This is a genomic window from Fibrobacter sp. (assembly GCA_017503015.1).
Taxonomy (GTDB): domain Bacteria; phylum Fibrobacterota; class Fibrobacteria; order Fibrobacterales; family Fibrobacteraceae; genus Fibrobacter.
This window is the reverse complement of sequence record JAFVTX010000055.1, coordinates 24,786-38,410: the sequence shown is the minus strand read 5'-3', so window position 1 is coordinate 38,410 and position 13,625 is coordinate 24,786. Positions and strand designations below refer to the sequence as shown.

General features: G+C 51.8%; 12 protein-coding genes. All 12 read left to right on the top strand.

Going from position 1 to position 13,625, the window contains the following annotated elements; genetic code table 11:
• The 12 genes from IKB43_10350 to IKB43_10295 all read left to right on the top strand — a co-directional run bounded on the left by IKB43_10350 (position 1) and on the right by IKB43_10295 (position 13,622).
• Positions 1 to 786: a hypothetical protein gene (locus IKB43_10350; GenBank protein MBR2470525.1), complete on the top strand. Its 786-nt coding sequence runs from the start codon at positions 1 to 3 to the stop codon at positions 784 to 786.
• Position 787: 1 nt separating this feature from the next.
• Positions 788 to 3,781, top strand: coding sequence for a hypothetical protein (locus tag IKB43_10345; GenBank protein MBR2470524.1), 2,994 nt, complete (start codon positions 788 to 790; stop codon positions 3,779 to 3,781).
• Positions 3,782 to 3,802: 21 nt separating this feature from the next.
• Positions 3,803 to 5,329 (top strand): FecR domain-containing protein, encoded by a 1,527-nt coding sequence (locus IKB43_10340; protein ID MBR2470523.1) that lies wholly within the window; start codon positions 3,803 to 3,805, stop codon positions 5,327 to 5,329.
• Positions 5,330 to 5,409: 80 nt separating this feature from the next.
• Positions 5,410 to 6,381 (top strand): hypothetical protein, encoded by a 972-nt coding sequence (locus IKB43_10335; GenBank protein ID MBR2470522.1) that lies wholly within the window; start codon positions 5,410 to 5,412, stop codon positions 6,379 to 6,381.
• 91 nt (positions 6,382 to 6,472) lie between these two features.
• Positions 6,473 to 7,642 (top strand): hypothetical protein, encoded by a 1,170-nt coding sequence (locus IKB43_10330; protein MBR2470521.1) that lies wholly within the window; start codon positions 6,473 to 6,475, stop codon positions 7,640 to 7,642.
• A gap of 18 nt (positions 7,643 to 7,660) precedes the next feature.
• The gene (gene tadA, locus IKB43_10325) at positions 7,661 to 8,149 is read left to right on the top strand and encodes a tRNA adenosine(34) deaminase TadA (GenBank protein MBR2470520.1); all 489 of its coding nucleotides are present in this window, start codon (positions 7,661 to 7,663) and stop codon (positions 8,147 to 8,149) included.
• Between the two features lie 139 nt (positions 8,150 to 8,288).
• Positions 8,289 to 9,131 (top strand): hypothetical protein, encoded by an 843-nt coding sequence (locus IKB43_10320; GenBank protein ID MBR2470519.1) that lies wholly within the window; start codon positions 8,289 to 8,291, stop codon positions 9,129 to 9,131.
• A complete protein-coding gene (locus IKB43_10315) occupies positions 9,115 to 9,828 on the top strand; it encodes a right-handed parallel beta-helix repeat-containing protein (GenBank protein ID MBR2470518.1) in 714 nt (237 codons plus the stop codon). The genes IKB43_10320 and IKB43_10315 overlap by 17 nt, the downstream gene beginning before the upstream one ends.
• Before the next feature lie 10 nt (positions 9,829 to 9,838).
• Positions 9,839 to 10,738 carry a hypothetical protein gene (locus IKB43_10310; protein ID MBR2470517.1) on the top strand — a complete coding sequence of 300 codons (900 nt, stop codon included), beginning with the start codon at positions 9,839 to 9,841 and terminating at the stop codon, positions 10,736 to 10,738.
• On the top strand, positions 10,735 to 12,309 hold the full coding sequence (locus IKB43_10305; GenBank protein ID MBR2470516.1) for a fimbrial protein: 1,575 nt from the start codon (positions 10,735 to 10,737) through the stop codon (positions 12,307 to 12,309). The genes IKB43_10310 and IKB43_10305 overlap by 4 nt, the downstream gene beginning before the upstream one ends.
• A gap of 3 nt (positions 12,310 to 12,312) precedes the next feature.
• The gene (locus IKB43_10300; GenBank protein MBR2470515.1) at positions 12,313 to 12,951 is read left to right on the top strand and encodes an OmpA family protein; all 639 of its coding nucleotides are present in this window, start codon (positions 12,313 to 12,315) and stop codon (positions 12,949 to 12,951) included.
• Between the two features lie 17 nt (positions 12,952 to 12,968).
• Complete coding sequence (locus IKB43_10295) at positions 12,969 to 13,622, top strand: hypothetical protein (GenBank protein ID MBR2470514.1); 654 nt, start codon at positions 12,969 to 12,971, stop codon at positions 13,620 to 13,622.
• The last annotated feature ends 3 nt before the right edge of the window (positions 13,623 to 13,625 follow it).

Genomic DNA, 13,625 nt, shown 5'->3' with positions numbered 1-13,625 from the left:
ATGAAGAATTTAACAGTGTGTCATTCCGAGCGTAGCGAAGCGAAGTCGAAGAATCTTTTACTGATGTCCGCGCTTTCCCTTCTGCTTCTGTCTGGTTGCACTCTTTACGATAACTACGACATCGACCTGATGGAGGGTGGTACCGCCTCTATCGAAAGCAGTTCCGCCGAAGAGGAATCTTCTAGTTCCACCGATGAAAACGGAGTTTCGTCGTCAAGTTTTGCTGAAGAATCTTCTAGTTCAGCTGAAGAGAAAGACGCTTCTTGTGACGGTATGGAACGTGGTGGAGTGACTTATGCCACCGTGGTTATTCATGAGAATTGCTGGATGGCGGAAAACCTGAATTATGAACCCGCAGCTGGACACAGCAAGTGCTTTGATGATGATCCGGCGAATTGCGAGAAATATGGACGGCTTTACGACTATCCCGCAGCCGAACAAGCCTGCCCTACGGGATGGCGTTTGCCGGCCTCTGCGGATTACATTGACTTGCAGACCTACTCTGCCTCACCAGAAGACGAAGCGGGAGCTCATTTCAAGACAACCACGGGCTGGATTGGTGAGAACGGGGACAACAAGCTGAAATTCTCGGCCTTGCCGGGAGGATTTTGTGACAGCGGTGATTGCCTTTTTGTAGGTAAGGTCGGTTACTGGTGGACCAAGACTGAAAGTGTGATGGGAGAACATATGAGTTTGTACCTGAGCGGAGATAGACAGGACTTTTCGGCCTCGCTTCCTCAGGAAGACGAATCGTTCTTGTCGGTGCGTTGTATAAAGGACAAGTAACATGAGATATGTCGTATGTCTAATCCTGCTGGCTTTATTGTCGGTATCGTGTAGTGATACCGACCTTGGTGACGACATTAACGGCAATAATACCCTTGCTGTTTATTCTACGGTAGAAGATTTGCCTCCTTGCACCATCAAGAACGAGGGTGAACAGCTGTTCGTTAAGTCCGAAGGCATTATCCGTGTGTGCGCCGATGAGAAATGGTTTGCTACCATGGAGCGAGGTGGCGGTTGTAGTACCGAGATGTTGAAAGACAGTTCCGGCCTCAAGATCGTTTGTGACGGTGATTCCGTTGGTGTGGTGCTTAACGGTAAGAACGGTTCTAACGGTAAGAATGGAATCCTTCCGGATTCATCAGAAAATGACGATGTTGTCTTGGATTCCGAAAAAGTGGCGACTTCTTTGGAAGGGGTTAGCGGCTATTCTCAGAAAGGACCTTTTATCAATGGCTACAAGGTGACCGTCATTGAACTGGAAAGTGGCCGTACCCTGAACCAGACGGGAAACACCTTTGAATCCAAGATTCAGAGCGATGACGGTCAGTTCAAGCTGAATGCCCGCATGATGGTGAGCCAGTACGTGGAACTCCACGCAGAAGGATACTACAGAAACGAAGTTTCTGGCGGAAATTCTGAAGCTCCTCTGACTCTTTATGCACTGACCGACGTGAGAAAAAGGGATGGCGGCATCGTAAACATCAACCTGCTGACTCACTTGGAATACCACCGTGTTGTCTATCTGGTAAAAAACAAGAAGATGAAGGTTGCCGCGGCGAAGGATTCTGCCGAAAAGGAAATTTTTGGCCTACTGAACATCAATTCCAAGGATTTCTTTAGCTCTGAGGATCTGAACATTGCCGGCTCCAGCGAAGGAGATGCGGCACTTTTGGCATTTTCGGTAATGTTCCAGGGAAATCGTGGAGTTGCCGACCTGACAAAACTTTTGACAGATGTTGCCACCGACATTGAAAAGGATGGTTCCTGGGACGATGTTTCTGCCAAGGCGAAAATTGCAGACTGGGCAGAAAATGCCGATGCCACGGGTAGGCTCGAAACGATACGTGCCAATGTGGAAGATTGGGGCCTGTCATCAATGGTGCCGAATTTCGAGAAGTATATCCGTTCCTTCTGGACCAAGGAATATGGCCTACCGACGTGCGATAAGGACAATGTTGATAAGGTGGTGGCTGCCGGAGCGGAACGCTTGGCGGAATCCACGTACCGTTATGTCTGTGTTGATTCTGCAAAAGTGGGCTATATGTGGCGCAGGGCTACGGACCTGGAGAAGGATACCTACGGCTGGGCGGCAGGAACTGACGGGCAGATCAAGAATGGTGACATAAATACGGCAGTCAGGTATGTCTATGATGCCGCCATAGAAAAATGGCGTGAGATGACGGAGGCTGAGGGTTATTATGGTTTGTGTACCGAAGTAATTGAAGCGGATACATCAAAAAACGTATTGTTCAATAAGATTAATAAAACTGGAAATGAGCCTTACGTAGTCTGTGAAAATCGACAGTGGGTTCCGCGCAATGCATACTATGCCGATACGCATTTTTGGGAGTATCCTGCTGAGGAAGGAACGGTCCGTAGGGGTAAATTTACTACCAACGTTTATGTTTATGAACAGAATCTTGGATTTTGGCGCGTAGGATGGTTACTTGAATCCGATTTAGGAATGGCCTGCGTTTCTATCAATGAAGGAAAAAAAATACATAAGCAGCCTCTTTATGAGGGGGATAGCGATGCCTATTATACATGCCGTTACCACAATGATGGTGAAAAACCTATGAATGCAAATGGCATAGATTTTTATGATGAACATTATGTTGAGACCGAATATTGCTGGGAAGCGGATGACTATACTATCGCAAGTAATACTTTTGGTGTTGATTGTGAAACTGAGGGGCAAATGATTAAGGGAAGTGTTGACGATCGCTATTTTGTATGCAATGCTGGAGAATGGCGTTATGCAAATACAGAGGAAGAATTGCAGTGCCGCTCTAGGAATTTTTGTCAGGCTTGTACGGACCAACGTGCCGGTGTGCTTCAAGTACTTGGGGATTCTGTATATGTTTGCGCAACAAACTATACATATTGGATGGTTACCTATATTTCTCCCGATGATATTCCAGGAGTGTGCTCTTATAGTAATCTGCATGAGACTCTATTTGATATTGAAACGATAGGAAGTAATACGGTTGATTGGATATGTACTGAAAATGGTTGGAAGCGGGCTGATATCTACGATTATACATGGGAAAACTTTCAAATACATCTCGAAAAGCATAAACCTTCGGAAATCACCTATGGAACATTGCTTGATGATCGTGATGGAAATGTATATAAGACGATTGTGATTGATGGCAAAGAATGGATGGCTGAAAATTTACGCTATGCAGATAGCAATACCACTACAAACATGAAGGGTAATTCCTGGTGTTGGGACGACAACCCGGATAATTGTAGAATTGGAGGCCGATTGTATTCGTGGTATGCTGCCGTTGATTTCAATCAGAGTTGGGGTAGTGGTGCCAGTAATTTGATTCAAGATCAGCATCAAGGGATTTGTCCTCACGGTTGGCATATCCCTTCAAAAGACGAGTGGACGAGTATTTTGGGAACATTTAATGGTGAATCTGGGGGAACAAAAGATGCGATAATGGCAATGGGTTTTGCGATGGATTTAGGTTTTGCTGACTGGAAAAATGCTAGGGATTTGTTGGGCTTTGGGGCTTTACCGACAGGATATCGTACTGCAAATGGAGCGTATTATATTCCAAGTCAAATTGCTGGCTATTGGACACCGGATATAAGAAATGGTAGTGAAGCTTATGCGTACATATTGCCCTTTTTTATTGTTTCGATGGGATATATGCGAGATATGGCTGTAAGTTGGGATCAGAACGATGATAATAATGGTGGGGTGCTATTTGGCAATGGCCTCTCCGTCCGTTGTGTGAAGAACTATACATTAGATGGTGATTAGACTGGATTTGAAAATATGAGAATGCGTGTAAGAATAGGCTGTTTTTTGTTTTCAGTTCTCGCCCTTACGGCCTGTAAGAGCGATGAATCTCCGAAGCCCGCTCCCAAGGACGTGGCGGCAAATGCCCCTGCCGAAGAAGCCGTTCCCGAAAACGCTCTCTTGAAGGCAAAGGTCCGTAGTGTCATCGGCTCGGTGGAACGGGAAAAGTCTGATTCCTGGACGCAACTCAGGGTTGGTAAAACTGTGGTGGAAAACGATCACGTGCGAACAGCCCTAGAATCGGAACTGATTGTGAACATGACCGACGGTTCTGCCTTACGTGTGCCCGAGAGCTCCAATGTCACCTTCCAGGCGGAACTCCAGGACAACGTGAAGAAGCTCATATTCCTGGACATCCATTCGGGCAAGGTCCATTTCGACATCCAGAAACAGGAACAGGCAGAGATCTATTTCAAGACCGGTACGGCTACGGTGGCTATTCGCGGTACGGCAGGCTTTGTGGGGGAGGTCCAGGGCAAGACGGTGGCCTCCTTGAAAGAGGGTAAGGTGGAAGTGACAACTCCCAAGGGTAAAGCGACTTCCATCGTCAAGAACCAGACGATTTTGGTGGATGACCAAGGGGATTCCAAGGTGCTGAAGCTGGAATCTTCTGGTACGGAAGCCCTGGCAGTAGCCATCGATTCCATCGCCAAGGCCGAAGACGGCGGTGCCGCCCTGAATACGGAAATTCTTGAAAAGTCCATGAACACCTTCGACAAGTCCTATGGTGAACGCCAGCGGAACTTTGAAAAGAATCTGCAGTTCAAGGCGACGGCCATTGCCGACAGTGTTTTTGTGCCCAGCGCGATGTTGCAGGCCCGTGTGACTCCAGGAACCATCGTTACGGTGTGGGGTGAGCGCGACACCGTTCCCGAAAACGGCATTTACCAGAAGACCCTTACCTGGGGCGATTCCGCCTACGGTACCAAGAGGTTTTTGGTGGGCTGTAGCGACGGCGACGTGGAACTGCCCTGCTTTATGTGGGTCACGGAATACGCTCCCATGCCTGCGCTCGGTCCTGAAGCGTCAGCGGAGGCACAGGATACAACGGCGGCCAAGTCTACCGCCGCTAACGCTGCTGCCGACGGCAAAGACCTAAATCTCAAGGTTTCTGTGGCTGGCGGTCGCAATGAGCGGATCCATTTGGACTTGCCCGCAACGGAGCTCTCTACCAATTTGAAGTTTAACTTGGCCGGTATTACGGCGGGTGATCTGGGACAGCTCAAGTCCCTGGTGGTGCTGCGCAACGGTAAGCCTTTCAAGACATTTGATGCAAACGACTTGACAAGCCTTGCCTACGAGGTGCCTGTGACCATCGAACGTAACAAGATTGCGGATTTTGAGGTGGTGGCGACTCTCAAGAACGGCAAGATTTTTAGGGCGAAAAAGACCTACGAAGTTTACTGCATGGTGGCTAACCACCCCGGCGGAAAGGCCAGGAATTCCATTGTGCCGCCTGACCAGGAATACGAACGCCTCAAGCAGAGCGGAGGCATAACGCATGAGTAATCCTCCCTGTGTCATCCTGAGCGAAGTGCGAAGCACGTAGTCGAAGGATCTGGAAAAGTTTAAAAAGAAGGAACGAGAATATGAAAAAACTGTTGCTCATTTCGATTTCTGCGGCACTCCTTGCGGCCTGCGCCAGCAACCCTCCCGTAGATAATGACCCGGCACGTGCCCGCGCCAAAGAGGGCTATGCAGACCTGAACCAGGAAACGGCAAACTATCCCAAGTCTTCTGCTTCTGCAGAGACCGCGGTGGCAGAACCTGCAGCTGCACCTTCCATTCAGGTTTCTAGCGCGACCTTCAAGACAACGCCCACTGTGCTTGTGTCTCCGGCAATTTCGGGAAAGATGGCCGGTTCCATTGACGTGATTCGACGGAATCCTCTGGCAAAAACCGCCATGGAAGTGATTAACGCCTACCTGACCAGCCGGGGCTATACCGTTGTAAGTCTTGAAAGTCAGGCCCAGTTGGACGAGGTGGTGCAACTCCAGAACGACATCGCCGGAAACGACGAAGACCTTTCCTATGTGGCGGGGCTTTCTGTAGGTGCGGACATCAACATCACTTATGCCGGGAGCATCCAGGAAAAGGACATCGTTATCGACCTGAATGCCAGCGAAGCCTCTACGGCGAACCTGTTGGCCAGCGAATCTGTGCGCTTGCCGAACAATGGCGACGATTCCCAGCGGGCCTTGGTGCAAAAGGCCATGGAACAGGCCATTGTATCTCTCGAAAACAAGATTCGTGACCGCATAGTGGCCGAACTGGAAAAAGGCGTACAGTACAAGGTGGTGGCCCACCTGACCGGAGAATTCACCGACGACCAGGCCGAAGAGATTTCCAATATCGTGTCCCTGCAGGTCCGCAAAAAATTCAACAAGATGCAGGTGGTTTCCATGAGCCGGAACACTTACGACCTGATGGTCTATGTGGACCCCGACAAGTACGAGGATGCCCAGATGGTCTATGGAGAATTCGTGGAATCCCTGTCGGGCCTTGCCAAGGTCCGCAAGCAGAACATTACCAAGAAGCTGATTATTATGGAAATCCAGTAGAATTGTAGGGGCTAGAGACTAGGATCTAGAGATTAGAACTAAATCCTAGATCCTAAATCCTGCCCTTTTAACCCAGAAATAGAAGATGAATATGATAAAAGTTTTTTTTGCAGTAATGCTTACGGCCTCTCTTTCCATTGCCGCTAACCTGGTCACTTATACTGCCACCTCTAACGTGTCTCAGAAGGATGCCGACAAGAAGGCCCTGGAAGGGGCGGCCATGCAGATTGGCGCCAAGGTGGATTCCGAGATGGAAACCCGCGTCTCGGAAAAAGCGGATGGTTCCATCGAAAAGACCACGGACAGCAAAAAGACCGTTTCTACGAATGTGCTGCTGAAGGGAGCCAAGATTGTTCCTGGTCCCAAACAGAATGGCATGTTCCAGTCCACGGTAACGGTGGATTTGGACCAGTTGGCCTCCAAGATTTTGTTGTACTTGAACCAGATAAAGGTCCAGATGAAGTCCAAGGATTCCCTGATTCGCCTGGACATGCTGGACCGTGATTACCGCAAGATGGAAGCGGACATGATCCAACTGGAAAAGCTGGCGGGTCAGTATAACGACCAGCTGGAAGCCCTTTCCTTTGTGCAGGCCGTTCCTAAGGAGTTGCAACTGGAAACCACCATGGGAGAGCTGACGGAATTCCTGATTTCGTCCATGCAGACCGTGAAACTTGAAACCGGAGAAAAAGATGGCAACTTGCGTGTAATAGTGACCGATTTTGCAGGTCCTATCGCCAATTTCCCAGTGGCCTTGACCCAGGATGGCAAGAATGTGGCTGTGGCCAAGACGGATGCCAAGGGTGTGGTGAATTTCAACTTGAAAAAAATCAAGAATCTTAAGCCCAGCGGCGATGTGACTGTCCATGCCGACATGAACTTCAAGTTTGTGCGTCAGTCGGCTCTCCAGAACGTGAACGTGACCTATGGCGCAAAAAAGACAGGTGTGGCTTACCGCCTCTCTTGCAAGGGAACTGCCACCGAATGTGGGGCCCTTCAGAAATTTTTGACGGATGCGGGTCTTACCATTGCCGACCAGGCCGGGCTACCGGAACTTTCCGTTACGCTTGAATTCAGTGACAAGGACAATTCCGCAAAGACCCTTACCACCTCACGGGCGACGGTGAAGTTCAGCTGTGCAAGCAAGGAACTTGTGGAACAGCCCCAGGGCGTGGGCCGCGATGCCGAAACTGCTCACGTGAAGGCTATATCTAAACTTTCCGCTTTCAAGATTTTGGGAACTTTCGCTTCTGAGAAATAGTTTTATATGGAAACTCCGATGACTGATGACGAAAAATTCATGCGCATGGCGCTTCGCGAGGCGGAGCGCGCCTTTGACGAGGGGGAAATCCCCATCGGTTGCGTCATTGTGAAGGACGGTGTGGTTATAGGGAAGGGCCACAACCAGGTGGAAATGTTGAAAGACGCCACTGCTCATGCGGAAATACTGGCTGTTGGGACCGCATCAAGTAAATTAGATAACTGGCGCCTGGATAGCGCTACTTTGTATGTAACTCTAGAGCCGTGCCCCATGTGCGCGGGAGCCATCTTGAACAGCCGGGTTTCCCGAGTGGTGTACGGTTCGCCGGACACACGGTTTGGCGGTTGCGGCACCACGGTGGATGTGATTTCGGGGAATGCCTTAAAGCGTGAAGTCGGGGTGACTGGCGGAGTCTTAGCCGACGAATGCCTTGGCCTTTTGAAGGCTTTTTTTCAGAAAATGCGCTTAGAAAAGGGCGACAGCGGCAATAAGGGTAGGGAGCCTTAGGCTCAGTTATGAGTTCTGAGTTTCTGGTTCTGAGTTTTCGCATAATAAATGATAGTGTAGACGCCTAGAAACCCAAATTTCTAGCAACTAGTAACTTGCCCGCAGGGCGTAACTAGTAACTATTTGCTACATTCATGATATGAATTTTGTAAAATTTTCGGTTCTGTCCACGGCGCTCCTGTGGCTTTGTTCTTGCGATAGCAATAGCGTTTCTTTGGCCTTCAACACCCAGAATGCCCCGGTCCAGAAATTCACCCTGGAAGCGAGCCTCAACGTGTTCGCTTCTGAGGATTCCACCCATGAGGCTCCCGAGTCCATGGAGACACGCCTGAATGCCCAGTCCACCCTGAGCCAGACGGTGGCATTCGACAACGGTTCCGCCCGTTTCGAGATGAAAATCGATACGGTGGACTACAAGAGCGACAAGCGTTCCGTCGAGGAGTTCCGCTACATTGAAAAGTACCTGGCGTCCCAGCATTTCCAGTTCAAGATGATGGGTGACGGTTCCATGAGCGACCCCTCCGTAGAGGATCAGGCCCTGCAGCCAGGCACCGAGGAGCTGAACCTGATGAAGGTGTTCATGAAGATCCAGCCTGTGCTGCCCGGCAGCCCCGTGAAGTTGGGTGATGTGTGGGAACGTTCCGTGGAGATCCCGGGTAACGGCGCCATGACTACGGTCTACAAGGCCTTCAAGCTGGAGGATGTTTTCGTGCACGACGGCGTGCAGATGGCAAAAATCGGCATGAACATCAAGTACAAGGAAATTCCGGACACTACCGCCAACGTGCGTATGGAGAGCAAGGGCTTTATCGTGGGCTCGGGCTCTATCCTGTTTGACATTACCCACGGGGTGGTGCAGTCCGGCAATCTGGAGATTTCGGGACACATCGACGTGAACGATGTGATTGCCGCCCAGTTGTTGCCCAACATGCACATTATCCAGAAAATCAAGCTGAGGGGTGAAATTGACCAGGCCAAGTAAAATAGGCTTGTTGCTTTTGGCAACCTTTGTGGCGGCCCTCGCGGGGGAGATGCCGTTTCCGCAGGTGGAAAACGGCAAGCTCCTTTTGCAGGAGAAGGACAGCCCCTATATCCTGGAGCAGGGCGTGGTGCTGTCGTCTACGGATACTTTTGCCGTGGAACCTGGGGTCACGGTCCTTATGGGCGAATACGCCAAGCTGATGCTCCGGGGCCCGGTGGACATCCGGGGTACAGAGGCCAAGCCTATCGTGTTCAGGAGTGCGGACTCCAGCGAAAGCTGGAACGGCCTGCATATCATTTCGGGCAGTGGCTCTTTTGAAATCAAGAACCTGATGGTAGAAAACGCCTTCCGCAATTCCGTGTTCCGCACCCGTGGGGTTTTCGAGAACGTGCGTTTTGTGAACAACTACTATGGCCTGTGGGTAGATGACGTGCCCGAGCTTGTATTGTCCCATTGCGATTTCAACCGGAACCGGTTTGCCCTTTCTGTCCGGGGTGGCAAGGTGATATCCTTGGACAGCAAGATTTACAACAATGTCTACGGCCTGTTCCTTGAGGCAGGCGGGGATTTTCAGGGTGATTTGGCTCTGATTAAAGGCAATCTGGAATCCGACGTGCGCAAGGAATCCGAAGAGCTGGCGGGCAACCGCAAGCGGGTGAGCCGTAGCGTATGGCAGAGGATTGAAACGGGATTTTAAGGGGTAGCCAGTGGAAGATTCTTTTCGCCGCTCTATTCGCAAGATGACGGGGACAAGTATGCACTTGTCGGTGCATGCCGATCACCCTGCCATGGTGGCGACCCTTTCACAGTCCATGATGGTGACCTGGTCCATTGTGCTTTTCGAGCACCTGGACGCCCTTTTGAACAATAGGGAAGAGGCTGTTTCCAGCTCCGAACTGATAAGCTACAGTGCCACCGCCTGGAAACTCTGCGAGTCTTCTTTCCCCCAGATTGTGGCCGATGCGAGCAAGCTTTACGACGAGTTCCGCGCCAAGTGGATGCAACGCTTTTCTACCGACGAGGTTTTGCGGCTGCTTTTGGAGGGTGGCGACTTTTTGCATCACGACGAGAACGGCTGGTGCCTTGCGGTCAAGAACAACAAGCAAGACATCAACGCCTTCTATTCGGCGACCATCCACCTGCTGGTAAGCGATGCCGAGCCCTTGTTCGTGCGTATGCACGGTCGCGTGATGCAGTTGCAGGAAAAGCTTTGCAAGTACTGGCATGGCGAAAGCGCCGTGGATGCGGTGAGCAAGCTCTTGCCCTGTCTGGAAGAAGGCCTTCGCGAAAAGGAAAACGCCCTGGTGACCTCTTTGCGCAGTTCCCTGAACACCCTGGCGAAAAAACGCTTTGCCGCCGCCTTCAATGTGAAGGGGGCGCCCAAGTATTACCGCACGGCGGCAGGCTGTGCCCGCAACGTGGGCAGGCTCTGGAATCCGCACTACGCCTACGAAAATGGCTTTTTGGCCTTTACCGATGATTTTTGCGATTACGCTCGGGGCCTCACGCTCCAGGTAATCGACTGGTACCGCGACAAGTGGTCCCTGTTCTTGCGCGGGTTCAACCGCGGTCAATTGAATTTATTTGAAACAAAAGGTGAACGATGAAGAACGCTTTCAATTCCATTCTCCTGCTTACCCTGGTGGGCTTTGGTGCCCTTGCCTGCGGAGCCATGTACTTTGGCGCCCCGCTGTTCGGCTGGATTATCATGGCCGCCATTTTCGTGGTGTTCCTGGCGGAGCAGTTCATGTCTATGGCCGCGGCCCGCAAGATTAGCGCCGAAGAGGAACAGATTGCCGCCTGCGAAAGCGGCAGGGGTTTCAGGGTGAGCGGTGACGGCGTGGTGGCTCGCCGCCTGGAAATGGCCCGCCATCTGGTAGAGAAGGGTATCCGAATCGATTCGCCTATCGCCTACGAGGTTCTTTCTAACAGTACGGGCCTGCCCGCCCCCCGCAGTTCCAGCGGTACGGTGATTTTGCTCGGCCTGATGGGTACGTTCTTTGGCCTTATGTATTCTGTGGCGACAGCCGGCGGTGCTATCGATAACTCCACGACCCAGGGGACTCTTGATACCATCCAGGTGCTATTCCAGAACATGAAGGGCATTTTCGGGACCAGCCTTTGCGGTCTCTTTGCGGCCTTGGTGCTGAACGCGAGCCGTAGTCTGCTGCTCGGTGCCAGGGAGCGCTTCTTGGCCCGTCTGGACAGCCTCACTCTTGAATTGCAGGGCGAAGACGCTGCCGCTTCTGCCACCGATATGGAAAAGACGGAACTGGAACGCCTGTTCCAGTCGGTGGAGAAGAATCTGTCTGCCGTGGCCGCCTCTGTGCAGCAGGGGCTTGCAAAGACTGTGGAATCTCTGGAAAGTGCGGTGTCCAACTCCATGAATTCCGTTTCTGCGAAATTGGACGAAAAGCTTGGCGCTGTGGCCAGCACAACTGAAAAAGCGATGGGTTCGATTTCTACCAAGCTGGACGAAAAACTCGGTGCCGTAGCCAGCGCGACGGAAAACGCCATGAACGCTTCTTCGAAGAACATCGCAAGTGCCGTGGCCGACCAGGTAAAACAGTCTTCGGAACAGTGGAAGACCTTTATGGACAAACTTTCAACGGAAGCCTCTGCCGGAGTGCAGTCCCAGAAAGAGGGCTTGGAAACCCTCAAGATGGTGGCGCTCCAGGTGGCCGAAAAGGCCCAGGCGGGTTCCGCCGAACTCAGCAAGTCCGTTTCCGAAAAGCTTTCGGCCCTTTCTTCCGACATTCTGGGTGCCTTCCAGAAACTTTCGGAATCTTCTGCCGTGCTGCTGGAGGCCCAGAAGGCCCTTACCGAAAGCATCGACAACCGGGTGGTCAAGGAGAAGGAAGCTACCGACGCCCTGGGTGGAAACCTGGTGGAGACCGCCGAACTGATGCGGGTGAACCAGAGCGAACTCAGCGCCAACCTGGAAATGCTCCGCGCAGGTTTGGAAACCATTCTGGAAAAACTTTCTGGCGACACCGCCGAGCACGAGGAAGAAGACAACTTTGTGGAACATCTGAACCAGTCCTTGGAAGCTTTCCACGAACGGGCCTCCGAAGTGCTTATGGAAAACGCCGTCAAGACCCAGGAAATCTTGCTGGAAGTCATGGAACAGGTCCAGCGTGCAAACCACAAGGCCGAGCAGCCTAAGGTGGAGGGCTAGTAGATGGGATTTCGTCGCGAAGACAATCACAATCCCTGGATGGCCTACACGGACCTGGGCGTGGCCCTGGTGTCCCTGTTTATCCTTGCCTTCGTGGCCATGGCCACGTTGAAGGAGCAGAAAGCGGAAGACCTGACCCGTACCGAAGAGGAAGTGCTCTCTTGCCAGGAGGAAATGCGTAAAATTGCGGCAGAACGCAACGCGCTCCTTTCCCAGAGCCTCAAGTCCTCTATCGAGCAGGGGCTTATAGCTCTCGAAGACGGCAAGATCCAGATTCAGGCCAGTTTCCTTTTCCCCATCAACGGGGCGAACCTGACTGCCGAAGGTATCAAGGTCATTGAAGGAATCAGCAAGGGACTTTTGGACGCCATGGCTCCGGGCGATGTAATCATGGTGAGCGGCTTTACCGACGACTTGCCGGTGAAAAACTCCCCGAATTTTTCTAACTGGAACCTTTCTACGGAACGTGCGGTGAGCGTGGTCAAGGCTCTTGTGGCCCAGGGGTTCCCGCCGGAGCGCCTCTTTGCGGCAGGCTTTGGCGAGCACCAGCCTAAGTATCCTAACGATAGCGAGGAACACCGCAGCTTGAACCGTCGTGTGGAAATTGGCGTGACCCCGCTCCAGATGACAGAAAAGAAGTAGAGGTTGGTCGGTAAAGCATGCAGGAACGTCTAGACACAATCCGCCAGAACATGGATGCTCTCCGCAAGAGCGGAAAGTTCCCTCATTGGCGGATGGTCTATGCGGAAAACCTACTTTCCCGTGCCCAGGACTATCTGGCCATAGAGCGCACTCCCGAGGCGGGAATCGTGCTGGACAAGCTAGATCGTTGGCTTTCGGCCCACAAGATTCGAGAAAACAGGGTTGCCGAAAATGCAGCCGCTCCTATGTGCTTTTGGGGCAAGGATTTTCTGGAAAAGACAATTGCCCAGATTCGGGGTACTCTCGCTGCCAAGGGTATGCTGGTGCCGCCCATGGAGCGTGAATCCATCGGTCGTCGTCTGAAATTGGCGGAGCAGTCCATAGCTGCTGGAAATTTCCAGGAGGCTTACGAAGAACTGCTGGCCCTGCGTAGCTCCCTCATTACCCGACTCCGTCGTAGTTTCCGTGCCCGCGTTTCGGCGGCACAGGCCTACAGGAGCGGCGCGTTGCCCGAGGGTTCGCTGGTCGGACCTTATAACGCCCAGCATACCCTGGAAGAGACGATGCATATCGTCGGAGAAAGGGACCCCATCTGGATTGAGGACTTCCTGGAAATTTATAATGAGCTGTTCCGCGTAGTGGAACGGCTGGTTCCTCAAGACAAGAAATAGTTT

What these genes read in the sequence shown, in the direction of transcription:
- IKB43_10330 (MBR2470521.1), top strand. Translation starts at nt 6,473, where the DNA reads ATGATAAAAGTTTTTTTTGCAGTAATGCTTACGGCCTCTCTTTCCATT.
- IKB43_10335 (MBR2470522.1), top strand. Translation starts at nt 5,410, where the DNA reads ATGAAAAAACTGTTGCTCATTTCGATTTCTGCGGCACTCCTTGCGGCC.
- IKB43_10300 (MBR2470515.1), top strand. Translation starts at nt 12,313, where the DNA reads ATGGGATTTCGTCGCGAAGACAATCACAATCCCTGGATGGCCTACACG.
- IKB43_10345 (MBR2470524.1), top strand. Translation starts at nt 788, where the DNA reads ATGAGATATGTCGTATGTCTAATCCTGCTGGCTTTATTGTCGGTATCG.
- IKB43_10350 (MBR2470525.1), top strand. Translation starts at nt 1, where the DNA reads ATGAAGAATTTAACAGTGTGTCATTCCGAGCGTAGCGAAGCGAAGTCG.
- IKB43_10305 (MBR2470516.1), top strand. Translation starts at nt 10,735, where the DNA reads ATGAAGAACGCTTTCAATTCCATTCTCCTGCTTACCCTGGTGGGCTTT.
- IKB43_10295 (MBR2470514.1), top strand. Translation starts at nt 12,969, where the DNA reads ATGCAGGAACGTCTAGACACAATCCGCCAGAACATGGATGCTCTCCGC.
- tadA (MBR2470520.1), top strand. Translation starts at nt 7,661, where the DNA reads ATGACTGATGACGAAAAATTCATGCGCATGGCGCTTCGCGAGGCGGAG.
- IKB43_10320 (MBR2470519.1), top strand. Translation starts at nt 8,289, where the DNA reads ATGAATTTTGTAAAATTTTCGGTTCTGTCCACGGCGCTCCTGTGGCTT.
- IKB43_10340 (MBR2470523.1), top strand. Translation starts at nt 3,803, where the DNA reads ATGCGTGTAAGAATAGGCTGTTTTTTGTTTTCAGTTCTCGCCCTTACG.